Genomic DNA, 25870 nt, shown 5'->3' with positions numbered 1-25870 from the left:
CGGCGAACTCTGCCGCCGTGTCGGCGTCCTCGAGCACGGCGTCCACCGCGTCGCCGACGTGCACGAACCGGCCGAGGAGCAGGGTCAGAAGGCGTCGTCGTACGGCAGCCCGCGCCGAACCATCCCGGCCTCCCCCAGCGCCGTGGCCAGTTCCTCCTCGGGGTCCAGCCCGGCGGCCCTGGCCACCTTGCGCACGTCCGTCGCCAGCTGTGCGTACGAGCCGCCCATGGCCCCGGGGGCGGCCGCCCGTCCGACCACGATGCCGCGGAAGGCCGCGACCCGCTCGGGCGTGGCCGCGCCCTTGACGCTCAGCTCCTTCGCCCGCGCCCGCAGCGCGGTCGCGGTGAGCGCGCCGGCCTCGGCGAATCTGGCGTAGCGCGCGTCCAGCCAGTCCTGGTCCATCGCCAGGGCCTGTTCGCGCTCGGCCTTGCGGGCGCGGCCGAAGTAGGCGGCGGCCACTTCCGGGACGCCTCTGGCACAGTCGCACAGATAGCGCTCGGCCATCGCGTCGAGGAACATCGGCAGCAGCTCCGGCCCGGACTTCTCCAGCTCCTTGAAGTACTGGTCGGTGTCCTTCTTGTGCAGGGCGAGCCAGCTCATCCGGTCGGCCTCCGCCAGGACCGTCTCCTCCCGCCCCGGCCACGCGGCGAGCGCGCGCTCGGGGAAGGGAAGTTCGAACGGCCGGTCCGCGCCGAGGTCCGCGGGTATGCCGGTGCGGAACCCCTCGACCCGCTCCCACTCGTCGTACGCCATCACCCGGTCCCGGTACGGCGCCACGTCCTCCCGCATCACCCGCACGATGCGCCGCCCGGTCACCGCGTGCGCGTACACCCGGGCGACCAGCCCGTCATCTCCCGTGGGCCCCTCGGTGACCGCCGCACCCTCCTCGGCGAGCACCTCCCGCCACACCGGATCACCCTCGGCCAGCGCCACCGGCACGGCGACCCCGGCGAGCGCCCACTCCCGGGCCAGCTCCACGCACTCCTGCCGGTGCCGTCGCACCCACCGGCGCAACTGAGCCATCCGCTGCACCTCGCGATGTCCCCGAAGCACGCCGGGCGCCTGCTTGAGCGCGCGCCCCCGCGGGTTGAGCCACACCCATCGCAGGTCCTCGTCCAGCCCGCCCGTGTACCCCTGGACGACAACACTCCACACCAGCACGACAAGCCCCCGTCCGCCTCACTCGTTGCCACTCTAGGAGTCGCCACTGACACTCGACGCTCAGCGCTCGGATCACCCCGCGGGCCGCCTGCACGCGAACTCGCACCACACCACCTTGCCGAGCTCCCGCTCGGCCACGCCCCACTTGTCGGACAGCGCGGCGACCAGCAGCAGCCCCCGCCCGCCCTCGTCCCGGTCGTCCACGATCCGTGGCACACCGGGCCCGCTGTCGTGCACCTCCACCCGCAGCACGCGCCCGTCGCAGCGCAGGAACACCAGGAAGTGCCGTCCGGGCGGCACCCCGTGCACCAGCGCGTTGGTCGCCAGCTCGCTCACACACAGCAACGCGTCGTCCCCGACCTCGGTTCCGACGAGCCCCCAGCCGTCCAGCGCCTCGTACGCGAACCGCCTGGCGGCGGGCACGGACCGGCGTTCACGGCGGAAGAACTTCTCCCTCAGGAGGGGGAGTTGGATCGTCTCGTTCACGACACGAGAGTTGCGGAGAGTCACTATCTTGGATCAGGGAGTGAGCCCGTACTGATTTTTTGTACGGGTTCCCACCGGATCGCGTACGGGCGGGTGTGGGGAGTCGGACCGGTATGAACTCCAGGAAAGCGCCGCGGAAGAAGAACCTCTCGGCCATGAGGATGCTGGGCGTCCAGGTCGGGACGGCCCGGCGGGCGGCGGGCCTGACCCAGCGCGAGATCGGCGAGCGGCTGATGCTCGACGAGGAGACCATCGCCTCGATCGAGCAGGGCCGACGGCCACTGAAGCCGGATCTGGCGGAACTGCTGGACGAACTCCTGGACACGCGCGGGCTGTTGGCGGCGGGGGTGGCGAACCTGCCGGAGATCGACCAGTTCCCGATGTGGGCAGAGCTGTACGTCCAGCACGAGCGGGAGGCCATCGCGCTGTCCTGGTACGACGCGCTGGTCGTCCCGGGTCTGCTCCAGACCCGGGAGTACGCGCGGGCGCTGCTGGCCGGCCGCGTTCCCGCCTACGACGCGGACGAGTTGGAGACGAAGGTCGAGGCGCGCGTCGGCCGCCAGGAGATCCTGCACCGCAAGGCCTCCCCGACGCTCAGCTTCGTCGTCTGGGAGCCCGCGCTGCGTATGCCCACGGGAGGCCGCGAGACGCATCTCGCCCAGTTGCGGTCCCTGCGCGAGCACTCCGAACTCCCAGGGCTCTCGCTGCAGATCCTCCCCCTCGACCGCACATCGCACGCGGGGGACGCGGGCCCGTTCACCCTCCTGGAGACACCCGACCACCAGCACCTCGCCTACACCGAGTCGCAACGCGGCAGCCAGTGGGTCTCCGACCCGGACGAGGTGTCCATCCTGGCGCGCAAGTATGCGATGCTGCGGACACAGGCCCTCACCGTCGAGGACTCCAGAAGCCTGCTGACCGGTCTGCTGGGAGAGCCATGAGCAACGCACTTGAGTGGTTCAAGTCGTCCTGCAGCGGCGGCGAATGCGTCGAAGTCGCCTACGCCTGGCGCAAGTCCAGCTACAGCAGCAGCGAAGGCGGCCAGTGCGTCGAGATCGCCGCCTGCCCGCACGCCGTCCACGTCCGCGACTCCAAGAATCCCGAAGCGGACGGCCCCACCCTCCTGGTCGCCCCCGCCGCCTGGACCGCCTTCACCGGTTTCGTCACCCGCTAGCCCGCCGCGCCCCGGCCCGCTGTCAGTGCCTGCACCTAGAGTCGGCGTCATGGCGACCCTTCCCAACCCGCTGCCCGCGCTGGCGGCCGACCCGAGCGGACGCTCGCTCGGGCTCCAACTCCCGCTGGGGAGACTGATCGACGCTACCGACGACGGTCCCTGGCACGAGCCGTTGCTGTGGCACGCCGAGCAGCCCGTGTCGGCGGGCAACTGGTCGGCGCTGGGCGCCCGGGCGGGGCGCGCGGGGCTGCTGCCGGTGCTGCTGGACCTCGGCGGCCGCCAGGGCGGGCCGCAGGAGTGGGAGCTGATGCCCGCAGAGGTGTCCTACCCCGGCGACCACGACGCCGAGGAGGTGCTCGCCGACTTCTGGGACGAGTACGCGGCGGCGGGCGACGAGTGGCCCGGTCTGTGCGCGCCCCCGGCCCGCACGGCCGATCCGGACACCCGGGCGGCCGAGGTCGCCGACCTCCTGGCCGAGGACCGCACCCGGTTCGAGGAACCGCATCTGGCGCTGGTGCCCGCCCGCCGCAGCGCGGACATCCCGGCGGCCATCGGCTGGACCGGCCCGCTGAACTACGAGGAGGACATCGCCGTGCACTGCGCGGTGCTGCGCTCCTGGGAGGACCGCTTCGGCATACGGGTCGTGGCCCTCGGCTTCGACAGCATGGTCGTCTCGGTCGCCGCGCCGCCCACCACCCCGGAGCAGGCCGAGGCGGTGGCGGCGGAGCACTTCGCGTTCTGCCCCGACACACTCGCGCAGGACGGTCCGGACGCCCTGCGGGACTACGCCAAGAGCCTGATCGCGGCGGAGACCTGGTACTTCTGGTGGGACTGAGAGGTCCGGACCTCTAGGACCGGCGGCCGGGCGCCGGGGTCACGCCTTGCGGCCGAGCGCCGCGTAGACGTTGATGTCGGCGTCCGTGACGTCGTTGATGTCGTGGTAGCGGACCTTGTCGATGGCGTCGAGCGTGGCGAGGTACTCGGCCTCGGGCTGCTCGGGGACGGGAGCCGCGTCGTCCGGGTGCCAGTGGTGCGCCGGGACGACGCCCGGTTCGGCGAGCTCCAGACCGCTGTCGGTGAAGAAGCGCTCGACCTCGGCCCGGGAGCGCAGCACGAAGGTGAACCCGCGCTCGGTGTAGGTGCGTTGCACGGCGCGGATGTTCTCGGGGTTGAGATCCTCGGTGAGGTGGCTGAGCACGAGCCGGCTGCCGGACGGCAGGGCGTCGATGAGGCCGCGGACGATCGGGTAGGCCTCCTCGTCCTCGACGAAGTGCAGGATCGCCACCAGGCACAGGGCGATCGGCTGGTCGAAGTCGAGTATCTTCGCGGCCTGTTCGAGGATCTGGGCCGGGTTCTTGAAGTCGGCGTCGATGTAGTCGGTGACGCCCTCGGGCCCGGAGGTCAGCAGGGCGCGCGCGTGCGCGAGCACCACCGGGTCGTTGTCGACGTAGACGACCCGGGAGTCGGGGATGATCCGCTGCGCGATCTGGTGGACGTTCTCGGCGGTCGGCAGTCCGGTGCCGATGTCGAGGAACTGGCGGATGCCGTCCTCCTTCGCCAGCGTGTTCACCGCCCGGCGCATGAAGTCGCGGTTGTGCCGTACGTCGAGGTAGCCGCGCGGGTTGGCGCTGAGCGCGGCGGCGGCCGCCGCACGGTCGACGGGGTAGTTGTCCTTGCCGCCGAGGAAGACGTCGTAGACCCGGGCCGGGTGAGCCTTGGTGGTGTCGATCCTCCTGCGCAGCTCGGCGGGGTCATGGCTGAGCGCGTCACCGGACATGGGCGTCTCCCTGGGAGAGTCGGTCATTTAACGGGCAACCAATCCTGAGGTCGCCAACAACCTAACTCCCCAACGGAGTTGATCGTGCCCATGTCCGGAAGGTGTTCAGCGCAGCGTGCGCGCCACCTCGGTCGCCCAGTAGGTGAGGATGTTCTGCGCTCCCGCCCGCTTGATGCCGGTCAGCGACTCCAGGATCGCCCGGTCCCGGTCGATCCAGCCCTTCTCGGCGGCGGCCTCGATCATCGCGTACTCGCCGGAGATCTGGTACGCGGCGACCGGCACGTCCACGGCGTCGGCGACCTTGGCCAGGATGTCGAGGTAGGGGCCGGCCGGCTTGACCATCACCACGTCGGCGCCCTCCTCCAGGTCGAGCGCGAGCTCCCGCAGGGACTCGCGGCTGTTCGCCGGGTCCTGCTGGTAGGTCTTGCGGTCGCCCTTCAGGGACGAGCCGACGGCCTCACGGAACGGCCCGTAGAAGGCGGAGGCGTACTTGGCGGTGTAGGCGAGGATCGCCACGTCCTCGCGGCCGATCTGGTCGAGCGCGTCCCGGATGACGCCGATCTGCCCGTCCATCATCCCGCTCGGCCCGACCACGTGGGCGCCCGCGTCGGCCTGGACCTGCGCCATCTCGGCGTACCGCTCCAGCGTGGCGTCGTTGTCGACGCGGCCCTGCTCGTCGAGGACACCGCAGTGCCCGTGGTCGGTGGTCTCGTCCAGGCACAGGTCGGACATCACCAGCAGGTCGTCGCCGACCTCGGCGCGCACATCGCGCAGCGCGACCTGGAGAATCCCGTCCGGGTCGGTGCCCGGCGTGCCGAGCGCGTCCTTCTTCGACTCCTCCGGCACCCCGAAGAGCATGATCCCGGAGATCCCCGCCTCGACCGCCTCCAGCGCGGCCTTCTTCAGGCTGTCCCGGGTGTGCTGCACGACCCCGGGCATCGAGCCGATCGGCACCGGCTCGCTCACCCCTTCGCGCACGAACGCGGGGAGGATGAAGTCGGCCGGGTGCAGCCGGGTCTCGGCGACCATGCGCCGCATGGCGGGGGTGGTGCGCAGCCGCCGCGGACGCGTACCGGGGAAGGATCCGTACTTCGTCATGCCGTCTACGCTACGCCCGCCCCGGATGCACCTTTGCCGACGATCCGTCGGAGTCCGCGCCGCCGCTCCTGCCCGGACCCGGGGCCGTGGGGCCGGGCCCGCGGTGCGCGGACCCGGCCTCCGGAGGGCGGTGCGGTCACTTGCCGGCGATGTGCGTGATCTTGTGGTTGCGGTCCAGGTCGACCACGAGCTGGGTGGGGTCCGACTGACCCCAGGTGAGGGTGACGGCGACCCGTCCGGCGGTGCCGGTGGCCTTGACCGTCCACTGCGCCGGGACGTTCTGGGCGTGCAGGACGCCGTCCGCCTGGTTGGCGGCCTCCCACTTCGCCACCTCGCCCAGGCCGCCGGCCGTGACGTAGAACTTCCGCAGTTCGGTGGCGAGCCGGCCGCCGGTCTCCGGGTCGCTCTTGGCGTCGATGTAGGCCCCGTAGAAGTCGGCGACCTGGGTCACGTTGTCGGACGCCGTGCCGGTGACCGTCGTCTGCGCCGCGGCGGCGGTGACCGCCTTCGCCGGGGCCGCCTTCACCGGGGTCGCCTGTGCCGAGGCGGTGAGCCCGAGCGGCAGGGCCACGGCGGCGACGAGGCCCGCGATCAGAACGGTGCGGCGGACGGTCTTGCGGGCGGTCGTGTTCTTGCTCATGAGCGTGTTCCCCGGTTTCGGTGGGTTCGGTGAGTTCGATGGATCCGTGAGTACGCCGCTGTGCGCGGGTCGGGATCGCGTCGCCAAGTGCGGGTTCGGCCCCCTCGACCCCCGTGGCGTGGGGGCGGATCCGGCGACACCAGAAGCATCGGCGGCCCCTCGGTCCGGGCACAACGAACGCCGGCGCACCCGCAACGGTGGAACCGTCCCAGGCCCTGTGACCTCTGAGTACCGAGAGTGCCTGGGATGCCGTCCTGGGACGCGAGACAGGGAGAACCGGTGCCGTCCCAGGACGAGGTGGAGGAGTTCGCGGCGCTGCTGCGCCGTCTGAAGGACCGCACGGACCGCAGCTACGCGGCACTCGCGCGCCGCCTGAACATGAACGCCTCGACACTGCACCGCTACTGCGCGGGGGAGGCCGTACCGCTCGGCTTCGCGCCCGTGGAGCGGTTCGCCGCGCTGTGCGGGGCCACTGCGGCCGAACGGATCGAGCTGCACCGGCGGTGGATCCTGGCGGTGGCGGCACGGCAACGTCCCCGGACGGAACCCGAGCCCACACCGGAAGCCGCGGAGCCCGCACCGGAGGCCGCGGAGTCCGTACCGGAGACCGCCGGGGCCCTCCCGGCGGACGGCGAGGCCCTCCCGACGGCCCGCGAGGATGCCCCCGGCGAGGGCGCCCCGGCCGCCGAGGACGCCCCGGCCCCGGCCGCCCCCGCACCCCCGACGGCTGCCGAACCCGCGCCCGCCCCCTCCCCCGGTAGCCCGAAGCCCCCTGAGACCTCTGAGACCCCAGAACCCTCGGAAGAACTCCTCCTCGGCTCCTCACCCGAGCACGGCGAACTGCCGCGCCCCGCCGCACGACCGCCCTGGTACAGACGTCGCGTCCCCCTCGCCGCGGCCGTCGTGACCGCGCTGATCGCGACCCTGGGCAGCCTGTCCCTGCTGCCGTCCGGGCACTCCTCGGCCACCGGCGACGACCGGGCGGCCGCGAAGGCGGCGAACACCCGGCACGGCACCCCGACCGCGCCCGCCTCCCCCACCCACGGCCGGCCGTCCGGCTCGGCCACGCCGCACGCGTCCGCCGCGGGCGACCGCTCGCCGGACCCGTCCGCGAGCCCGTCCACGGGCTCCGCCGCGAATACCACCCCCGTCGCACCGATCACCTGGACGGCGAACTCCCACCGCTGGGCGATCGGCTGCGAGCACGACTACGTCATCGACAAGGAACCCGCGCAGGTACCGCCGCCCCCGGCCCCGCAGGACGCCTCCCCGTGGGCGCGTTCGCAGGACGCGGTGCACGGCGGCCAGACCATGGTGGACATCACCGTGCAGGGGCGTACGGACGCGGCCGTGGTCCTGGAGGCGCTGCGGGTGCGTGTCGTGGGACGGGCCGCCCCGGTGAAGGGCAACGTCTACGCGACGGGCCAGGGCTGCGGCGGCGGCCTGGGCCCCCACTCGTTCACCGTCGCCCTCGACAAGGACCGGCCGATCGCCCACGCGGTCCCGGGCTACGAGGGCGAGACGCTCGTCCCGGCGATGAACCTGCCCTACCGGGTCTCCGTGACGGACCCCGAGGTGCTGACGGTCGAGGCCAGGACCGACGGCTGCGACTGCCGCTGGTACCTGGAACTCGACTGGTCCTCACAGGGCCGCACCGGCACCGAACGCATCGACGACGACGGCGTCCCGTTCCGCACCAGCGGCACCGCGGGCCTGCCGCGCTACTGGTACGCGAACGGCGGCTGGACCCTGACCTGAGCGGGGCGGTGCCGAGGCGCCCGACGAACAACGCCCCGCCGTCCCGGTACTGATCCGGGACGACGGGGCGTGCGCTTCGTGGGCGCGAGGTGCGGTCAGGTCGTGGACCGGCGCCTGCGCGCTCCCGGGCGGCGCTCGCTCGGGCGGGTGACCGGGTCACCGGCCTCCTGCGCGGAAGCCCTGCGCCGCAGCCCGAACTCGGCCAGCGCCTCCGCCAGCTTGTGCACCGACGGCTCCGGGGCCATGACGTCGACCCGCAGCCCGTGCTCCTCGGCGGTCTTGGCCGTGGCCGGGCCGATGCACGCGATCACGGTGACGTTGTGCGGCTTGCCCGCGATACCCACCAGGTTGCGCACGGTGGAGGACGACGTGAAGAGCACGGCGTCGAAGCCACCGCCCTTGATCGCCTCCCGGGTGTCGGCCGGTGGCGGCGACGCGCGCACGGTGCGGTACGCGGTGACGTCGTCGACCTCCCAGCCCAGTTCGATCAGCCCGGCGACGAGCGTCTCGGTGGCGATGTCGGCACGGGGCAGGAACACCCGGTCGATCGGGTCGAAGACCGGGTCGTAGGGAGGCCAGTCCTCCAGCAGGCCCGCGGCCGACTGCTCGCCGCTGGGCACCAGGTCCGGCTTCACACCGAAGGCGATCAGCGCGTTCGCGGTCTGCTCGCCCACCGCGGCGACCTTGATGCCCGCGAAGGCACGCGCGTCGAGCCCGTACTCCTCGAACTTCTCCCGGACCGCCTTGACGGCGTTGACCGAGGTGAAGGCGATCCACTCGTAGCGGCCCGTCACCAGGCCCTTGACCGCGCGCTCCATCTGCTGAGGCGTGCGCGGCGGCTCGACGGCGATCGTCGGGACCTCGTACGGCACCGCGCCGTAGGACCGCAGTTGGTCGGAGAGCGACGCCGCCTGCTCCTTCGTGCGCGGCACGAGCACCTTCCAGCCGAACAGCGGCTTGGACTCGAACCACGCCAGCTGAGCACGCTGGGCGGGGGCGGAACGCTCACCGACCACGGCTATCACCGGCCGGCCGCCGTCCGGGGACGGCAGGACCTTCGCCTGCTTCAGCGTCTGCGCGATCGTGCCGAGCGTGGCCGTCCAGGTCCGCTGCCGGGTGGTCGTACCCCCGACCGTCACGGTCAGCGGGGTGTCGGGCTTGCGGCCCGCGGAGACCAGCTCGCCGGCCGCGGCGGCCACCGAGTCCAGGGTCGTCGACACCACGACGGTCCCGTCCGACGCGCCGACCTCGGTCCAGCACCGGTCCGAAGCGGTCCGCGCGTCGACGAACCGTACGTCCGCGCCCTGCGCGTCCCGCAGCGGCACACCCGCGTACGCGGGCACGCCGACGGCGGCCGCGATACCGGGGACGACCTCGAAGGGAACGCCCGCGGCGGCGCAGGCGAGCATTTCGGCGGCGGCGTACGTATCCAGTCCGGGGTCCCCGGACACCGCACGCACGACCCGCCTGCCGCCCCTGGCGGCCTCCATGACAAGATGTGCGGCATCCCTCACTGCGGGGACACCAGCGGTTGTTGACGTGCCGTCAACGACCGTCAGCTGTGGCGTGCCTGCGCCCGGAACCGGATCCGACGAGGGATCCGTCTCCGTGTTCACGACGGCGACGCCGGGTCGGGCGTGCGTGCGTACGACGTCGAGCACCTCGTGCTCGGCGACGAGGACGTCCGCGTGCGCCAGCGCCTCGACGGCGCGCAGAGTCAGCAGTCCCGGATCCCCGGGTCCGGCACCCAGGAAGGTGACGTGCCCGTGCTCCGGACCGGTGGGAAGGGTGGTGGGGCTCACCGTGCTTGCTCCCCCATCAGACCGGCCGCGCCCTGGGCGAGCATCTCGGCAGCGAGTTCGCGACCGAGCGCCATTGCCCCGTCGTGCGTCTCGGGCACGGGACCGGTGGTGGACAGCTGCACCGTACGAGTGCCGTCGGGCGTACCGACGACGGCCCGCAGGCGCATTTCGTTGACAATCTGGCCGTCGGCCAGAAGGTCGGCCAGCGCGCCCACAGGAGCGCTGCAACCGGCCTCCAGGGCGGCGAGCAGTGACCGTTCGGCGGTCACGGCGACCCGCGTGAACGGGTCGTCGAGCTCGCCGAGTGCCGCGACGAGGTCCGCGTCGTCCGCGGAGCACTCGATCGCCAGGGCCCCTTGGCCGGGGGCGGGCAAAACCGTGTCGACCGACAGGAAGTCGGTCACCTCGTCGATGCGGCCGAGGCGGTTCAGGCCGGCCGCGGCCAGCACGACCGCGTCCAGCTCGCCGTCGCGCACGAAGCCGATGCGCGTGTCCACGTTCCCGCGGATCGAGACCGTCTCGATGTCGAGCCCGTGGCTGCGCGCGTAGGCGTTCAGCTGCGCGGCGCGGCGCGGCGAGCCGGTACCGATCCGGGCCCCGCGGGGCAGATCGGTGAACTTCAGCGCGTCGCGGGCGACGATGACGTCACGCGGGTCCTCGCGCAGCGGGACGGCGGCCAGCGCCAGCTCCTGCGGCTGCGTGGTCGGCAGGTCCTTCAGCGAGTGGACCGCGAAGTCGACCTCGCCGCGCGTCAGGGCGTCCCGCAGGGCGGTCACGAAGACCCCCGTGCCGCCGATCTGCGAGAGATGCTCCCGGGAGGTGTCGCCGTACGTGGTGATCTCGACGAGCTCTACGGGCCGTCCGGTCACCTGGCTCACGGCGTCCGCCACCTGCCCGGACTGGGCCATGGCGAGCTTGCTTCGCCTGGTCCCCAGCCTCAGTGCCTTCTGACTCATGCTGGCCCTCGGTTCTTGGCGTTCTTCTCGATGCTTTCCTCGGCCCGGGAGACGGAGGCCACCGTCTCCGGGTCGAGGTCGAACAAAGTCCGCAGCGCGTCCGCGTACCCGGCGCCGCCGGGTTCGGCCGCGAGCTGCTTGACCCGTACGGTCGGTGCGTGCAGCAACTTGTCCACGACACGCCGCACGGTCTGGGTGATCTCGCCGCGCTGCTTGTCGTCGAGGCCGGGCAGCCGTCCGTCGAGGCGCGCGATCTCGCTCGCGACGACGTCGGCGGCCATGGTGCGCAGGGCGACCACGGTGGGCGTGATGTGCGCGGCCCGCTGGGCCGCCCCGAAGGCCGCGACCTCGTCGGAGACGATACGCCGGACCTGGTCCACGTCGGCCGCCATCGGCGCGTCCGCGGAGGCCTCGGCGAGCGACTCGATGTCCACCAGGCGCACCCCGGCCAGCCGGTGCACGGCGGCGTCGATGTCACGGGGCATCGCGAGGTCGAGGAGGAAGAGGACCGGCTCGGGCCGCGGGGCCCCGGCCGGCTGCTCGGGCCTGCGGCGCTCGGGGACGCGGCCGATGGAGGCCGCCGTCGCGGCGAGCGCGGTGATCAGCTCGGCCTCGGCCTCGACCGCGCCGCGCTGCGCCTCCCGGCGGTCGACGGTGACCGTGCCCTTGTCGACCCAGGCCGCGTGCTGCTCCAGCGTCGCCGCGTCCATCCCGGCGACCGCGGCCTCCCCCATCACGGAGAAGCCGGACTGAACGGCGGCCAGGTCGAGCGGGCAGTTGTCGTCGGCGCCGACCGAGGCGGGCGGCAGCGGCCGCTCGTCCGTACGGGCGCTGCCGGACACGCCGGGGGCGTCGTCCGGGCCGGCGATCGCCGCGTCCGGCAGGCCGGGACGGCCCGCCAGCGCGGCGGCGATGGTCTCCGCGCCGAGCACGAGCCCGGTCGCACCGGTACACGAAACGGCGATATCGGCACGTGTCAGCTCGGCGGACACCGCGTCCATCGACACCGCGCGGGTGCGGACGTACGGGCCGTCGGCCTCGGCGGACCGCTGCCCGTACTGCTCCTCCAGCAGCTGGACGAGGCGCTCGGCACGGTCGGGGGTGCGGTTGGCGATCACGATCTCGCCGACCCCGGCCCGCGCGAGCGTCGCGGCGGCCAGGGAGGACATCGAACCGGCCCCGATCACCAGCGCCGACCTGCCGCGGACCCAGGTCCGTACGTCGGCGCCCCCGGACAGCTGCTCCAGGCCGAAGGTGACCAGGGACTGCCCGGCGCGGTCGATGCCGGTCTCGGAGTGGGCGCGCTTGCCGACCCGCAGGGCCTGCTGGAACAGGTCGTTCAGCAGCCGCCCGGCGGAGTGCAGCTCCTGCGCCTTGGCGAGGCCGTCCTTGATCTGGCCGAGGATCTGCCCCTCGCCGACGACCATGGAGTCGAGCCCGCAGGCCACCGAGAACAGGTGGTGGACGGCCCGGTCCTCGTAGTGCACATAAAGATAAGGAGTGAGCTCCTCCAGCCCCACCCCGCAGTGCTGGGCGAGCAGGGTGGACAGCTCGGCGACACCGGCGTGGAACTTGTCCACGTCGGCGTACAGCTCGATGCGGTTGCAGGTCGCCAGGAGGGTGGCCTCGGCGGCCGGTTCGGCGGCGACGGTGTCCTGGAGCAGCTTGATCTGGGCGTCCGCGTTCAGCGAAGCGCGCTCCAGCACGCTGACCGGGGCACTGCGATGGCTCAGTCCCACGACGAGGAGACTCATGCCGGCATCACGGCGGGTACGTCCCCGTCGGGTCCCTGCTCGGCGGAGTCCTTGCGGACGACGGCGGCCGCGGCGGCGCCCTCGGCGTCCGCGGCCTCCTCGCCGGCCTTGCGCTGTTCGTGGAAGGCGAGGATCTGCAGCTCGATGGAGAGGTCGACCTTGCGCACGTCGACGCCGTCCGGCACGGACAGCACGGTCGGCGCGAAGTTCAGGATGGAGGTCACCCCGGCGGCCACGAGCCGGTCGCAGACGGGCTGGGCGGCACCGGCGGGCGTGGCGATCACACCGATCGACACGCCGTTGTCCTTGATGATCTTCTCGAGTTCGTCCGTGTGCTGGACCGGGATGCCCGCGACGGGCTTTCCGGCCATCGCCGGGTCGGCGTCGATCAGCGCCGCGACCCGGAAACCGCGCGAGGCGAAACCGCCGTAGTTGGCGAGGGCGGCACCGAGGTTTCCGATACCGACGATCACCACCGGCCAGTCCTGGGTCAGGCCCAGCTCGCGGGAGATCTGGTAGACGAGGTATTCGACGTCGTAGCCGACACCGCGCGTTCCGTACGAACCCAGGTAGGAGAAGTCCTTGCGCAGCTTGGCGGAGTTGACTCCCGCCGCGGCCGCGAGCTCCTCGGAGGAGACCGTGGGCACCGAACGCTCGGACAGTGCCGTCAGAGCGCGGAGGTACAGCGGAAGCCTGGCGACGGTGGCCTCGGGAATCCCTCGGCTACGGGTCGCCGGTCGGTGAGTTCGGCCAGTTGCCACAGTGCTCCTGCGGGTAGAGCGGGGCTGTGGGCGGTCGTATGTCCCCAGACCGCCCCGTCGAATGCAGGCTATGTCTTTGTGAACGTGTGCACAAAGATGGTGTCCGATTTGCCCAGCCAACGTGACCGGGGTCACGCACCCGTGACGCAGGTGATGGAACCCGATGCACACGCAACGCTGTTCCTTGGTAACCGGGGGCAAAAACGCACACTCTCCTCACGATTCCCGCCCCCGAGACCTACTCACCATCGATCCTAAGCGACTTTCCCGGCTACTTGGACTAGTCGGTCAGTGCTTTGCGCAGCCTCTGCTCGTCCACGCGCCAGAAGGTGTGCTGCCGTCCGTCCACGAGGACGACGGGAATCTGCTCCCAGTACTGGTCGTGGAGCCCCTGATCCTGGGTGATGTCCTTGCGCTCCCACGGCACGCCGAGATCGCCGCAGACCTTTTCGATCACGATCTGTGCGTCATCACACAGATGACACCCCGGCTTGCCGATGAGCGTGACCACGCGCTCCTGGGGAGACTTACGCCGAAAGAGGGGACTCATGCCCCCCATTCTCGCGCCCTGTCGGCCGGTTCTTTAACGGCCCGGTAGCGGAGAGTTCACACCCTCCAAACCTCGCGACTCCGGAACCACCGAACAGAATGGCTATGCTCACGCCATGGCCGCTCTCGGATGGCTCACTCCCCGTAGGCGCTCCGCCACGGCGCGGAGCGTGTTGGCAGGCGAGGCCTCGGCGGAGGCGGCGCGCAAGTCGTCGCAGCCGGAGGCCTCCGCCCAGGAGCCCGATTTCCCCGTGCTCGGCGACGAGAAAGCCGCCGCGTTCTTCGACCTCGACAACACCGTGATGCAGGGCGCCGCCCTGTTCCACTTCGGCCGGGGCCTGTACAAACGGAAGTTCTTCGAGACCCGCGACCTCGCGAAGTTCGCCTGGCAGCAGGCGTGGTTCCGACTGGCCGGCGTCGAGGACCCCGAACACATGCAGGACGCCCGCGACTCGGCCCTGTCCATCGTCAAGGGCCACCGGGTCTCCGAGCTGATGTCGATCGGCGAGGAGATCTACGACGAGTACATGGCCGGCCGCATCTGGCCCGGCACCCGCGCCCTCGCCCAGGCCCATCTGGACGCGGGCCAGCGGGTCTGGCTGGTCACGGCGGCCCCCGTGGAGATCGCCGGGGTGATCGCCCGCAGGCTGGGCCTGACCGGCGCGCTGGGCACGGTGGCGGAGTCCGTCGACGGCATCTACACGGGCAAGCTCGTGGGCGAGCCGCTGCACGGCCCGGCGAAGGCGGAGGCGGTACGCGCCCTGGCCGCCGCGGAGGGCCTGGACCTCTCGCGCTGCGCCGCGTACAGCGACTCGCACAACGACATCCCGATGCTGTCGCTGGTCGGTCACCCCTACGCCATCAACCCGGACTCCAAGCTGCGCCGACACGCCCGGAGCCTCGACTGGCGTCTGCGCGACTACCGCACGGGCCGCAAGGCGGCCAAGGTCGGCATCCCCGCGGCGGCGGGCGTCGGCGCGGTGGCGGGCGGCACGGCGGCGGCGATCGCCCTGCACCGCAGGCGCCGGTAACCGCCGCCCGGACACAGCGGCAGTGCACGACCCCCGGGGCGTGGGGACCGGTCCGACCGGTCCCCACGCCCCGATTCGGTCACGACGCCCCGATTCAGTCACGCCCGCTCACGAACCGGCCATTCGCGGTGACGTACCCGTCCCCAGCCCCGCCCAGTCCTCGCTGCGCGACCCGGCCACAACACGCCTGGACCCACCCTCAACCCGAAGATTTCCGATCAGCAATCGCTCACTCTCCGGTACTCGTTCAGGCGTCAATCGGTTGCAGAAGCGACGTAATCGATGATTTGAGCAACTGGGTGTAGCAGTGCCTGCACGAAGCGTTATTCTCCTCAGACGCAAACCGGTACCCCTCCGTCGCTACGACGGGTGAACGGTCCCGCACTGCACGTGATGGAAGCTCTGCCTCTGGGAGTCCCGTGTACCCACACGTCGGGGTTGACGCCTCGGGCCTGGCTACGCTGCGCGCAACGGTCGCTACGGTCAATGATCTGTTGCGCGGCTTCGTCCCCACCGCGTACCCCGTCCCCGCCGTCCACAACGCCCCCGCCTTCGCCACCACCACCCCCGTCGGCCCCTGCTACGCGCTGGCCGAGGGGAGCGCCACGGTCGGCAGACGAGGACGTTCGGCGAGCGCCGGTACCGGTACCGGCGCCACCGTCCGCCGTCCGGCCGCCGACAGCGACAGCGCCCGCATGATGGACCTCGTGGAGCGCGCCCAGTCCGGCGAGACCGAGGCCTTCGGCCGCCTCTACGACCAGTACAGCGACACCGTGTACCGCTACATCTACTACCGGGTGGGCGGCAAGGCGACCGCCGAGGACCTCACCAGCGAGACGTTCCTGCGCGCCCTGCGCCGCATCGGGACCTTCACCTGGCAGGGCCGCGACTTCGGCGCCTGGCTGGTCACCATCGCCCGCAACCTCGTCGCCGACCACTTCAAGTCGAGCCGCTTCCGGCTGGAGGTCACCACCGGCGAGATGCTCGACGCCAACGAGGTCGAGCGCTCCCCGGAGGACTCCGTCCTGGAGTCCCTCTCCAACGCCGCCCTGCTCGACGCCGTGCGCCGACTCAACCCCCAGCAGCAGGAGTGCGTGACACTGCGCTTCCTCCAGGGGCTCTCCGTCGCCGAGACCGCCCGCGTGATGGGCAAGAACGAGGGCGCCATCAAGACCCTCCAGTACCGCGCCGTCCGCACCCTGGCGCGGCTCCTCCCGGACGACGCCCGTTGACCCGGCGGACACTCTCAGCAATCACCAACTCACGTTCAGTGAAAGACCGTTGACTTCGCGATCCGATCATCCGTCGTCCGTAACCCAAGTGCCGCGCCGCTCGTTGTGCGGGATGCAGGCTCCCTGTGGTCACTCCCTGGCCGACTTCGATCACTCGTTCGTATGGGCTTGGTCAGGGTGTGCAACCCTCAGGACCCCCTGGGGAGCCGACCGTCATGACGAGAGGAGGTGCCGCCAGTGATCGCGAACGTATCGGCGCACCGGCGGGCGAACGCCTTCGCCCAGGCCCTGGAGGAGCTGTCCGACCTGGGCACGGCGGCCGAGCAGTCCGAAGGACCGGCTCCGTCGTCCCCGGCTGCTGCGGAACGGACCGAGCAGGGTCAGCTGCTGACCTTCACCACCGGTCTCGGCGCACTGCCCAAACCGGAGCTCGACCCGGAGGTCAAGGTCGTCCAACGGGCCCGCTTGGTGGCCGCGATGGAGACCATGCTCCGCGAGGGCACGCTGGGCGGCGGGGCGACGGACACTGCGCTGCCCGAGCAGCGCTCCCGGTCGAGGGGCGCACACCGGGCGACCGGACTCGGCAAGTTCCGACCGCGTTCCCGCCTGGCCAAGGGCCTGACCGCGGGCGGGCTGAGCGTCGGCGTCGCCGCGGGAGCCTTCGGCGGAGTCGCCTCCGCGAGCTCCGACGCGCTGCCCGGCGACTCGCTCTACGGACTCAAACGCGGCATCGAGGACTTCAAGCTCAACCATCTGTCCGACGGGGACGACGAACGCGGCCGTTCCTACCTCGACCAGGCCTCCACCCGGCTGAGCGAGGCACGTCGGCTGATGGAGCGCGGCCGCAGCGGCCACCTCGACCACGAATCCCTCAGCGAGGTCCGCCGCACCCTGTCCGGGATGCAGCACGACGCGACCGAGGGCCACCGGCTGCTGCACGCGGCCTTCGAACGCGACCCCGAGTCCCTGGGTCCCATCCAGGCCCTCTCCACGTTCTCCCGTTCCCATCGGGAGGCCTGGGGCGCGCTGCGCGAACAGCTCCCGGTCCAGCTCGGGGACGTCAGCGACCAGGTGTCGTCCGTGTTCGACGCCATAGACGAAGAGGTCGCCCCGCTCCAGTCCATGCTCCCGCAGGCCCCGGCCCGGACCGGCGGAGGCCAACGGCAGAGCCCCGGCTCGACGTCCGACGGTTCGTCCGGCGCCCACCGGTCGAGCGCGCCCAGCACCGGCTCCGGCACCTCCGACACCGGCCACTCCGGCACCGGCGGGCCGAGCAGGTCGGCCGGCACCGGCAGCGAGGGCGACGGACTGCTCGGCGGCAGCACCGGCGGTCTGCTCGACCCGCCCAAGGACACCGGCAGCGCCTCCCCGTCCACGAGCCCGTCGGTCGCCGAACCCGACGTCACCCTCCCGCCGTTGCTCCCGGGCCTGCTGCCCGGCCTGGGCATCGACAGCCAGGACGCCGGCTAGACACGACGGCGACAGCGGTACGGCGATGGGGGCGGCCTTCCCGGGAAGGCCGCCCCCATCGCCGTATCCGGCTACGGGAAACTCAGAAGAACACCGACCGGCGCTGCACCAGCAGCTTGTACAGCGTGTGCTGGATCTGCTCCCTGACCTGGTCGGTCAGGTTGAACATCAGCATCGGGTCCTCGGCCGCCTCCGGCGGATAGCCGTCCGTGGCGATCGGCTCGCCGAACTGGATCGTCCACTTCGTCGGCAGCGGAACCGCACCCAGCGGGCCGAGCCACGGAAAGGTCGGCGTGAGCGGGAAGTACGGGAATCCCAGCAGCCGCGCCAGGGTCTTGGCGTTGCCGATCATCGGATAGATCTCCTCCGCCCCCACGATCGAGCAGGGGATGATCGGAGTGCCCTGGCGCAGCGCCGTGGAGACGAAGCCGCCCCGGCCGAAACGCTGGAGCTTGTAGCGCTCGCTGAAGGGCTTGCCGATGCCCTTGAAGCCCTCCGGCATCACCCCCACCACCTCGCCCTGTGCGAGCAGCCGTTCGGCGTCCTCGGTGCAGGCCAGGGTGTGGCCGAGCTTGCGCGCCAGCTCGTTGACCACCGGCAGCACGAAGACCAGGTCCGCGGCGAGCAACCTGAGATGCCGGCCCGCGGGGTGATGGTCGTGCACGGCGACCTGCATCATCAGGCCGTCCAGCGGGAGCGTGCCGGAGTGGTTGGCCACGATCAGGGCGCCGCCCTCGGCCGGGATGTTCTCGATGCCCTTCACTTCGACCCGGAAGTATTTGTCGTACAGCGGTCGGAGCAACGACATCAGGACCTGGTCGGTGAGCTCCTCGTCGTAGCCGAAGTCGTCGATCTCGTAGTCCCCGGTGAGGCGGCGGCGCAGAAACGCCAGCCCGCTCGCCACCCGGCGCTCCAGACCGCTGCCCGCGCCGTCCTGCGGTCCCTGGGAGGGCTGTTCCTCGTGCGTCACAGGAACATCATCCTGTCCGGCCGCGGGGGTGGGCAGGGGCTGGACCTGCTGGACCTCGCGGACCCTGGCGGGTTCACCGCCCTTGCGCCGGCTTCCCGCACCGCGGCGCCGCGACGGCCGCTGCACGGCGCTCCCGCGGGACCGGTCGTCGTCGAACGGAATGACCTTGGCGTCCGCCATCGTTGGTGCGCTCCTCAGTTGGCGCTCGGCGTCTGGGGGTGACCGCCGCCCGCGAGGGGCAGCGCGGCGATCCGGTCGACGGCCCCCGCGAGGGCCTCCGGCGGCAGCAGCCCGGGTCCCTGGCTGCGGGCGAAGTCCGCGAACGTCTCCGCGGTCGTGTACTTCGGCGTGAATCCCAGCGTCTCGCGCATCTGGTCGGTCGACACGACCCGGCCGTGGGTGAGCAGCCGGATCTGCTCGGGCGAGAAGTCCGTCATTCCCAGCGTACGCACCAGGGACCCCGCCCAGGTGACCGCGGGGAGCAGCAGCGGCACCGTGGGGCGGCCGAGCCGCCGGGAGCACTGGGAGAGCAGCAGGACGCCGTCCCCGGCGATGTTGAACGTCCCGCTGTTGAGGGTGCCGCGGGCCGGCTCGTGCGAGGCGATCCGCAGCACCTCGACCACGTCGTCCTCGTGCACGAACTGGAGCCGCGGGTCGTAGCCGAGGACGGTCGGCAGCACGGGCAGCGCGAAGTACGACACGAGCGGCGTGTCCGCGGTCGGGCCGAGGATGTTGGCGAACCGCAGGACGCAGACGGCCACATCGGGCCGGCGCCGCGCGAATCCCCGTACGTATCCCTCGACCTCGACCGTGTCCTTGGCGAAGCCGCCGCTGGGCAGCGACTTGGGCGGCATCGTCTCGGTGAACACGGCCGGGTCGCGGGGCGCGGACCCGTAGACGTTCGTACTGGACTTCACCACCAGCCGCTTGACGGTCGGGGACTTCTGGCAGGCGCCGAGCAGTTGCATGGTGCCGATGACGTTGGTCTCCTTGACCGTGGTCCGGCTGCCGCTGCCGAGGGCGGTGGCGGTGACGTCCAGATGGACGACCGTGTCCGCGTTCGTCTCGGCGAGCACCCGCGCTATGGCGGGCTGCCGGATGTCGGCCCGGATGAAGTCGGCGCCCCCGAGATGGTGCTCGGGCGGCACGGCGTCCACGGCGATGACCCGGTCCACCTGCGGGTCGCGCTGGATGCGCCGGACGAACCGGCCCCCCAATTGACGGGCCACCCCGGTCACGAGCACGACCTTGCCCAAGATCAGCGCCTTCCTTCCCGACCTCGCACCCTGCCCGGGTCCGTCATCTGCCCAGGCCTCGTACCCTGCCTGCGTTCCCCGTCTGCGGCCAACTTAGCGGGTCGATATTGCGCTGTGATGACCGCGCGATGCACGAAGCGACGGCGAGTGTCGCAAAACAGTGGTTCCGAACACGGGTTCCGGATAGGACTGTGGCCCCCCACCTATCGCGGTGGGGGGCCACAGTGACACGCTTTCGCGCTGTCGCCTACTTCTTGTTGCGACGCTGAACGCGCGTGCGCTTGAGCAGCTTGCGGTGCTTCTTCTTGGCCATCCGCTTGCGCCGCTTCTTGATAACAGAGCCCACGACTACCCTCGCTCACTTCTCATCACTCGGTGCTGGGCGCCATGGGCCCATACGACCTACGAGGGGCTAGCCTACCCGTCCGAGCGCTGAGGTCGTAATCGAGGTGTTTCCGGGTCTTCCCGGAACAGCCGTCAGGCCGTCTCCACCCCCACATAGCTCTCACGGAGGTACTCGTGAACCGCTTGCTCCGGGACGCGGAAAGACCTCCCCACCCGGATCGCGGGCAGATGACCGCTGTGCACCAACCGGTACACGGTCATCTTCGAAACTCGCATCACCGAGGCGACCTCCGCCACGGTAAGGAACTGAACCTCGTTCAGAGGCCTCTCGCCAGCTGCACCCATGACACCCACCTGAACCTTCCGCACTCGACGGCCACCGGCTTCCCCTTCCGGTGACTCTTCGTCGTTGCGTGCTCACTCCCCAGACTAGGGGCGGGTGATGCGAGTGGGGAAGAGGTGCACCCATCCGCGGCCTACTGTGACAGACACGCTCGATTGAGTACGTAGCGGGTAAGCGGACGGTAGTAATCGGATCGCACGGCGTCATCAAGTGGAACTACCACGGACACGGACCCCTCGGCCTCCCCCACGAAGAGCGCGGGGTCGTCGGTGTCGGCCAGACCGATGGCCTCGAACCCCAGCTGACCTGCCCCGCAGACCCATCCGTGGTCCCCGATGACCAGCTCCGGGAGGGGCCCGCCGGCGTCGGCCGCCCCGGCCAGAGCGGTACGAACCGGGAGCGGCGAGTGCGTATGTGCGCCCGGCTCACAACCGGGGCGTTCGGCGTCGGGTTCCCTTACGAGCGCGACCCCCTGTACGTAATCAAGGTTGTACGTGCGTAGACCGAACCGGGTCGTTATGTCGACACAGCGACCCTTCGCTGGGACGATGACGGTACATCCTGCCGCCGACAACGCGTCCGCAAGCGCGGCGTAGAAACCGAGCAGACGGTGCGGGTGCCCGGTGCCGAGGAGCACGGGAGCACCGCGCCGGGCGACCGCCGCGAGCCGGTCGGCGAAGGCGTCGAGGGCGGCCAGGGTCCGCTCCGGGTCGATCACATCATGGCCGGAGACACAACCGGGGTCGCCCGAGACCCCGCACTTGTCCGCCATCAGCCCGATCAGATCCCGCAGCGACCAGGACCATTCGGGATCGAGCCCGATCAGCACCCGGGGATCCCGGGCGGCGAACAGCCGATAGCTCCGCAGGCTCTCCTCCCGGGAGGTGGCCACGGGCCCGGCCAGATGCGCGGTCAGCAGATGGGCGCGCAGAGCGCCGATGCTCAACACGTGAGCGATGCTGACGGACCCGCACCACCCCCGCCCACAAAACCCCCGAACACCGCACTGTTGGCCTAACCCCGCCCCCCGCCACCAGGGCGCGGAGAACGGCGCAACCAGCCACGCCGAACCCGCAGGTCCCACACAACGCCAGCCCGACCACCCAGGGGCGCGGGGAACTCCGCAACCAGCCACAACGAACCCCGCAGGTCCCACACAACACCAGCCCGACCCCCCAGGGGCGCAGGGAACTGCGCAACCAGCCGCCACGAACCCCGCAGGTCACCCACAACACCCCCAGCGGAGCATGGAGCGGCTACGCCAACATCCCCCGCAACGGGAACACCGCCCGCCGCGTGGCAAGCACCGCCTGGTCCAGACGGTCGGCCGGGTCGTACCCGGACTCCCAGTCCGCCCAAGCCACCGGCCACCGCCCGTCGGTCATCCGCATCGGTGCCAACTGCCGTGCCCGCGCGAACACTTCCTGCCGCCAGCTCTCCGGAATCACCGTCTCCGGGGCGATCTCCCGGCCCGCCGCGATGCTCACCAGATGCGTCCAGGACCGCGGTACGACCTCCACCACGGCGTACCCGCCCCCGCCCAGCGCGACCCAGCGTCCGTCGGCGTACGTGTGCGCCAGCTCGTGACAGGCCGACTGCACGGCCCGCTGCGCGTCCAGCGAGACCGCCAGATGCGCGAGCGGGTCCTCGAAGTGCGTGTCGGCCCCGTGCTGGCTCACCAGCACCTGAGGCCCGAAGTCCGCGATCAGCTCGGGCACGACCGCGTGGAACGCCCGCAGCCACCCCGCGTCCCCGGTCCCGGCCGGCAGCGCCACGTTCACCGCCGTGCCCTCGGCGGCGTCCGCACCCGTCTCCTGCGGCCACCCCGTCTGCGGGAACAGCGTCCGGGGGTGCTCGTGCAACGAGATCGTCAGCACCCGCGGGTCCTCCCAGAAGGCCGCCTGCACCCCGTCGCCGTGATGCACGTCGACATCCACGTACGCGACCTTCTCCGCGCCCAGTTCCAGCAGCCGCGCGATCGCGAGCGCGGCGTCGTTGTAGACGCAGAACCCGGAGGCGGAGCCGGGCATCGCATGGTGCAGCCCGCCCGCGAAGTTCACCGCGTGCAACGCGTCCCCGCGCCACACCGCCTCCGCCGCCCCCACCGACTGGCCCGCGATCAGCGCCGACACCTCGTGCATCCCGGCGAAGGCGGGATCGTCCACCGTCCCCAGCCCGTACGACTGGTCCGCCGCCGCGGGATCCGCCGACGCGGCCTTCACCGCCTCGACGTAGTCCTCCCGGTGGACGAGCCGCAGGGTCGACTCCCCGGCCGGCTTCGCCGCGACCACGTCGATGTCCTTGTCGAGCCCGAAGGCGCCGACCAGGCTCCGGGTCAGGGCGAGCCGGACCGGATCCATCGGATGGTCCGGACCGAAGTCATAGCCCGTTACTGCCTCGTCCCACATCAGCTGTGCGCGGCCGCTCATGCCCGCCACCGTATCGGTCCGACCGAGCGGCGAACGACCTGGCGTACACCAGCGTCACCAGCACCAACACCATCGGTACGAGCATGGCCCCGCGGTAGCTCCAGGCGTCCCCGAGCGCGCCCACCAGAGGCGAACCGATCAGGAATCCCACGTAGTTGAAGATGTTCAGCCGCGCGATCGCCGCGTCCGACGCCCCCGGGAACAGCCGTCCGGCGGCGGCGAAGGTCTGCGGTACGAGCACACACAGGCCCAGACCCAGCAAGGTGAAACCGAGCATCCCGACCCACGCCCCGGGCGCCCCGGCCACCACGGCGAACCCGGCCGCCGCGACCAGCGCGCCCAGCCGCACCACCGCCGCGGCGCCGAACCGCCGGACGCCGAAGTCCCCGATCGTCCGCCCGAGCAGCGTCGTCACCATGTACACGTTGTACGGGACGGTCGCCAGCTGCTCCGAGCTCCCCAGGGTGTCCTGGAGGTACTTCGCGCTCCAGTTGGAGACGGTCGAGTCGCCGATGTACGCGAAGGTCATCACCAGACAGAGCGGAAGCAGCAGCTTGAACACCAGACCGCTCCCGGCGCCCGCCTCGGCGCCGCTCTCGCCGTCCACCGGCTCGGAATCCCCGTCGACGTACCACCGGCTCCCGACCAGCGCGGCCGGCAGCAGCACCGCCACGACCGGCAGATACGACACCCACAGCGCCAGGTGCCAGTGCGCGCCCACCCACGCCAGCGAGGCGCCCACGATCCCGCCCAGGCTGTACACGGCGTGGAAGCTGAGCATGATGCTGCGCCCGTACGCCCGCTGGAGGCTCACCCCGAGCATGTTCATCGACGCGTCCAGCGCGCCCACGGCCAGCCCGAACGCGGCCAGCGCGACCGCCAGCTCGACCATCCGGTCCCCGGCGCCGACACCGAGCAGCGCCAGCAGCACGACAGGCTGGGACCAGCGCAGCAGCCGGCTCGGCGGTATTCGCTTCACCAGCTGCTCGGTCGTCACACTGCCGACGCCCGCGAGTACGGGTACGGCGGCGAGGAAGACGGGCAGGAGCGCGTCGGAGACGCCGTACCGATCCTGGATGGCCGGGATCCGCGTCACGAGCAGGGCGAAGGCGGCGCCCTGGGCGAAGAAACTGAACGCCAACGAGGCCCTACCGCGCCGCAGCACATCTGTCATGGCGGCGAGCGTAGGGCCCCGGACTACCCGTGGGTAGATCAAGCCAAAGATGAATTTCGCTCAGCTTTACCTGGCTGCGGCGACCTTGGCGACGGCACCGCGGGCCGCGGCGGGCTCGGCCGGGGCGGAACCGCCGACCACCGCGCCCTCGGACTTGGCTTCGGCGATCACCATGTGCGCCATGGGACCCGCGGCCAGCGCCCCGCTGACCAGGAACCCGAGCACCATCGCGACAACCATGATCACCGAACCGAGCCAGACCATGGTGTCCACGGGCAGCGTGTACGCGCCCACGACCCGCACGGCGCACTCCGCGAGCAGCACCACACCCCACACCAGCGAGAAGACCCGCTCGGCCCGCCGGAAGGCCGGCGATCCCGCCTGGAGCCGCGCCCAGGCGGCCTCCCGCGCCGCGTCGCCCTTCACCAGCCAGGGCTTCATCCCGGCGGTCATCATCGGCTTCCCCATGACCACGGAGACCAGGATGCCGATGGCGATGACGCTGCTGACGCCGCTGTCCTTGGCGAGCATCAGCCGCGGGTCACCGGCGACGAAACTGAGCAGCAGCGTGACCACGTTGACGCAGAGGATCAGCAGGGCGAAGGCGTTGACCTTGCGCTCCTTGGCCACGCTCCACGCGGTGCGCAGGGCCGGCGCAACGCTGCTGAGGCCGAGCGCCATCAGCGTGCTCGTCCCGAACCCGTCCTTGAACAGGTAGTACGACCCGATCGGCACCGCCACGTCCACGAGGAGCGGCGCGAAGTTGGCGGCCTTGCTCTGGCTCTGGCTCTTGCTCTCGGTGTTCGTCGTCATGCCCTCAGCTTCCCGCCAGGGCCCGGTCCGCCAGTAGAAACGATCGTCCGGAGCTCCGCATGACAAATGTCAGCGCGCCGCGCTGCCCCAGGTCACACCAGCAGGTCAGCCAACTCCCTGTGGTCCGAGAAGAGTTGGGTGGCCCCGGCGAGCCGCTCCGCGGGTGTCATGGCGGTGAACCCGTACACGTCCATCCCGGCCGCGACGGCCGCCTGCACCCCGAGGGGACTGTCCTCGATGACGACGCACTTCTGCGGCGGGACCCCCATCCGTTCGGCGGCGTACAGGAACAGGTCCGGCGCCGGCTTCCCCCGCCCGACGTCCTGGGAGCTGAAGATCCGGTCCTCGTCGAACCAGCGGTCGAGTCCGGTCGTGCGGTGTCCCACCCTGATCCGTTCGTGGCTGCCCGACGAGGCGACGCAGTAGGGCACGGCGTCCGCCGTCAGCTGCGACAGGACGTCCGCGACTCCGGGCACGGGCTTCAACTCCCGCTCGAAGGCGGCGAACACCCGCGCATGGAAGACGTCGTCGAAGTCCGGGGGCAGCTGCCGGCCCGTGCGCTCCTGGACGAGGTCATGGATCCGGTGCATCGCGGATCCCATGTAGTCACGAATGGAGTCCTCGTACGAGGTGGGGTGCCCGAGTTCCGTCAGATAGGCCGCCAGGAGCCGGTTGGAGATCGGCTCGCTGTCGACGAGGACTCCGTCGTTGTCGAAAATAACCAGGTCATAGCGCATGGGGTCGAGCCTAAACGCAGAAAACCCCCGTGCCGAACGGCACGGGGGTTTTCTCAAAAATTGTTCGGCGGCGTCCTACTCTCCCACAGGGTCCCCCCTGCAGTACCATCGGCGCTGTGAGGCTTAGCTTCCGGGTTCGGAATGTAACCGGGCG

Annotated in this window: 26 protein-coding genes and 1 rRNA gene; 7 read left to right on the top strand and 20 right to left on the bottom strand. The window is 71.1% G+C overall.

All coding sequences use genetic code 11. The features are described from left to right. Positions 1-84: 84 nt before the first annotated feature. On the bottom strand, positions 85-1161 hold the full coding sequence (locus ACZ7OY_RS17130; RefSeq protein ID WP_471912131.1) for a hypothetical protein: 1077 nt from the start codon (positions 1159-1161) through the stop codon (positions 85-87). Positions 1162-1233: 72 nt separating this feature from the next. Beyond that, positions 1234-1647: an ATP-binding protein gene (locus ACZ7OY_RS17125; protein WP_471912130.1), complete on the bottom strand. Its 414-nt coding sequence runs from the start codon at positions 1645-1647 to the stop codon at positions 1234-1236. 113 nt (positions 1648-1760) lie between these two features. Here ACZ7OY_RS17125 and ACZ7OY_RS17120 point away from each other — a divergent pair, with 113 nt between their 5' ends. From ACZ7OY_RS17120 to ACZ7OY_RS17110, 3 genes are read left to right on the top strand one after another with little or no spacing between them, the layout of a single operon-like run. Further along, positions 1761-2588: a helix-turn-helix domain-containing protein gene (locus ACZ7OY_RS17120; RefSeq protein WP_471912129.1), complete on the top strand. Its 828-nt coding sequence runs from the start codon at positions 1761-1763 to the stop codon at positions 2586-2588. Next, complete coding sequence (locus ACZ7OY_RS17115) at positions 2585-2821, top strand: DUF397 domain-containing protein (protein ID WP_471912128.1); 237 nt, start codon at positions 2585-2587, stop codon at positions 2819-2821. The genes ACZ7OY_RS17120 and ACZ7OY_RS17115 overlap by 4 nt, the downstream gene beginning before the upstream one ends. A 49-nt stretch (positions 2822-2870) precedes the next feature. Beyond that, the gene (locus ACZ7OY_RS17110; RefSeq protein ID WP_471912127.1) at positions 2871-3656 is read left to right on the top strand and encodes a DUF4253 domain-containing protein; all 786 of its coding nucleotides are present in this window, start codon (positions 2871-2873) and stop codon (positions 3654-3656) included. Positions 3657-3695: 39 nt separating this feature from the next. Here ACZ7OY_RS17110 and ACZ7OY_RS17105 read toward each other — a convergent pair whose 3' ends face one another. The 3 genes from ACZ7OY_RS17105 to ACZ7OY_RS17095 all read right to left on the bottom strand — a co-directional run bounded on the left by ACZ7OY_RS17105 (position 3696) and on the right by ACZ7OY_RS17095 (position 6336). Next, positions 3696-4598 carry an SAM-dependent methyltransferase gene (locus ACZ7OY_RS17105; protein WP_385530959.1) on the bottom strand — a complete coding sequence of 301 codons (903 nt, stop codon included), beginning with the start codon at positions 4596-4598 and terminating at the stop codon, positions 3696-3698. A gap of 105 nt (positions 4599-4703) precedes the next feature. Continuing rightward, a complete protein-coding gene (gene hemB / locus ACZ7OY_RS17100) occupies positions 4704-5696 on the bottom strand; it encodes a porphobilinogen synthase (protein WP_471912126.1) in 993 nt (330 codons plus the stop codon). A gap of 136 nt (positions 5697-5832) precedes the next feature. Further along, on the bottom strand, positions 5833-6336 hold the full coding sequence (locus ACZ7OY_RS17095) for a hypothetical protein (protein WP_471912125.1): 504 nt from the start codon (positions 6334-6336) through the stop codon (positions 5833-5835). Between the two features lie 279 nt (positions 6337-6615). Between ACZ7OY_RS17095 and ACZ7OY_RS17090 the strand changes: the two genes are divergently transcribed. Further along, entirely contained in the window at positions 6616-8094 is a 1479-nt protein-coding gene (locus ACZ7OY_RS17090) for a helix-turn-helix domain-containing protein (protein ID WP_471912124.1), read from the top strand. A 95-nt stretch (positions 8095-8189) separates the two neighbouring features. Here the strand turns inward: ACZ7OY_RS17090 and ACZ7OY_RS17085 are convergent, their stop codons facing one another. The 5 genes from ACZ7OY_RS17085 to ACZ7OY_RS17065 all read right to left on the bottom strand — a co-directional run bounded on the left by ACZ7OY_RS17085 (position 8190) and on the right by ACZ7OY_RS17065 (position 13926). After that, positions 8190-9896, bottom strand: a complete 1707-nt coding sequence (locus ACZ7OY_RS17085; RefSeq protein ID WP_471912123.1) for a bifunctional uroporphyrinogen-III C-methyltransferase/uroporphyrinogen-III synthase — start codon at positions 9894-9896, stop codon at positions 8190-8192. Further along, positions 9893-10852 (bottom strand): hydroxymethylbilane synthase, encoded by a 960-nt coding sequence (gene hemC, locus ACZ7OY_RS17080; RefSeq protein WP_471912122.1) that lies wholly within the window; start codon positions 10850-10852, stop codon positions 9893-9895. The genes ACZ7OY_RS17085 and hemC overlap by 4 nt, the downstream gene beginning before the upstream one ends. Beyond that, a complete protein-coding gene (locus ACZ7OY_RS17075) occupies positions 10849-12606 on the bottom strand; it encodes a glutamyl-tRNA reductase (protein ID WP_471912121.1) in 1758 nt (585 codons plus the stop codon). The genes hemC and ACZ7OY_RS17075 overlap by 4 nt, the downstream gene beginning before the upstream one ends. Beyond that, positions 12603-13367 (bottom strand): redox-sensing transcriptional repressor Rex, encoded by a 765-nt coding sequence (locus tag ACZ7OY_RS17070; RefSeq protein WP_471912120.1) that lies wholly within the window; start codon positions 13365-13367, stop codon positions 12603-12605. The genes ACZ7OY_RS17075 and ACZ7OY_RS17070 overlap by 4 nt, the downstream gene beginning before the upstream one ends. Before the next feature lie 280 nt (positions 13368-13647). Continuing rightward, on the bottom strand, positions 13648-13926 hold the full coding sequence (locus ACZ7OY_RS17065; protein WP_385530974.1) for a glutaredoxin family protein: 279 nt from the start codon (positions 13924-13926) through the stop codon (positions 13648-13650). A 106-nt stretch (positions 13927-14032) separates the two neighbouring features. Between ACZ7OY_RS17065 and ACZ7OY_RS17060 the strand changes: the two genes are divergently transcribed. The 3 genes from ACZ7OY_RS17060 to ACZ7OY_RS17050 all read left to right on the top strand — a co-directional run bounded on the left by ACZ7OY_RS17060 (position 14033) and on the right by ACZ7OY_RS17050 (position 17649). Further along, on the top strand, positions 14033-14947 hold the full coding sequence (locus ACZ7OY_RS17060; protein ID WP_351612817.1) for an HAD family hydrolase: 915 nt from the start codon (positions 14033-14035) through the stop codon (positions 14945-14947). 419 nt (positions 14948-15366) lie between these two features. Further along, entirely contained in the window at positions 15367-16179 is an 813-nt protein-coding gene (locus ACZ7OY_RS17055; protein WP_471912119.1) for an ECF subfamily RNA polymerase sigma factor, BldN family, read from the top strand. Between the two features lie 237 nt (positions 16180-16416). Continuing rightward, positions 16417-17649 (top strand): DUF5667 domain-containing protein, encoded by a 1233-nt coding sequence (locus tag ACZ7OY_RS17050; protein ID WP_471912118.1) that lies wholly within the window; start codon positions 16417-16419, stop codon positions 17647-17649. 82 nt (positions 17650-17731) lie between these two features. Here the strand turns inward: ACZ7OY_RS17050 and ACZ7OY_RS17045 are convergent, their stop codons facing one another. From ACZ7OY_RS17045 to rrf, 10 genes are all read right to left on the bottom strand, one after another. After that, positions 17732-18799: a lysophospholipid acyltransferase family protein gene (locus ACZ7OY_RS17045; RefSeq protein ID WP_471912117.1), complete on the bottom strand. Its 1068-nt coding sequence runs from the start codon at positions 18797-18799 to the stop codon at positions 17732-17734. Positions 18800-18813: 14 nt separating this feature from the next. Further along, on the bottom strand, positions 18814-19875 hold the full coding sequence (locus tag ACZ7OY_RS17040) for an NAD-dependent epimerase/dehydratase family protein (RefSeq protein WP_471912116.1): 1062 nt from the start codon (positions 19873-19875) through the stop codon (positions 18814-18816). A 247-nt stretch (positions 19876-20122) separates the two neighbouring features. Beyond that, positions 20123-20221, bottom strand: coding sequence for a 30S ribosomal protein bS22 (locus tag ACZ7OY_RS17035; RefSeq protein WP_003948845.1), 99 nt, complete (start codon positions 20219-20221; stop codon positions 20123-20125). 131 nt (positions 20222-20352) lie between these two features. Beyond that, complete coding sequence (locus ACZ7OY_RS17030; RefSeq protein WP_015658719.1) at positions 20353-20565, bottom strand: helix-turn-helix domain-containing protein; 213 nt, start codon at positions 20563-20565, stop codon at positions 20353-20355. A 131-nt stretch (positions 20566-20696) separates the two neighbouring features. Next, positions 20697-21512, bottom strand: coding sequence for a phosphatase (locus tag ACZ7OY_RS17025; protein ID WP_471912115.1), 816 nt, complete (start codon positions 21510-21512; stop codon positions 20697-20699). A 307-nt stretch (positions 21513-21819) separates the two neighbouring features. Beyond that, a complete protein-coding gene (locus ACZ7OY_RS17020) occupies positions 21820-22992 on the bottom strand; it encodes an acetoin utilization protein AcuC (RefSeq protein ID WP_471912114.1) in 1173 nt (390 codons plus the stop codon). Then, on the bottom strand, positions 22943-24166 hold the full coding sequence (locus tag ACZ7OY_RS17015) for an MFS transporter (RefSeq protein WP_471912113.1): 1224 nt from the start codon (positions 24164-24166) through the stop codon (positions 22943-22945). The genes ACZ7OY_RS17020 and ACZ7OY_RS17015 overlap by 50 nt, the downstream gene beginning before the upstream one ends. Before the next feature lie 66 nt (positions 24167-24232). Then, positions 24233-24979, bottom strand: a complete 747-nt coding sequence (locus ACZ7OY_RS17010; protein WP_471912112.1) for a VC0807 family protein — start codon at positions 24977-24979, stop codon at positions 24233-24235. Positions 24980-25071: 92 nt separating this feature from the next. After that, a complete protein-coding gene (locus tag ACZ7OY_RS17005; RefSeq protein WP_471912111.1) occupies positions 25072-25716 on the bottom strand; it encodes an HAD family hydrolase in 645 nt (214 codons plus the stop codon). Between the two features lie 62 nt (positions 25717-25778). Next, positions 25779-25870: ribosomal RNA gene (rrf, locus tag ACZ7OY_RS17000) — 5S ribosomal RNA — on the bottom strand; the annotation flags it as partial.

The sequence above is a fragment of the Streptomyces sp. NPDC107559 genome (assembly GCF_055657365.1).
This window is presented reverse-complemented; position numbering and strand designations above follow the sequence as displayed.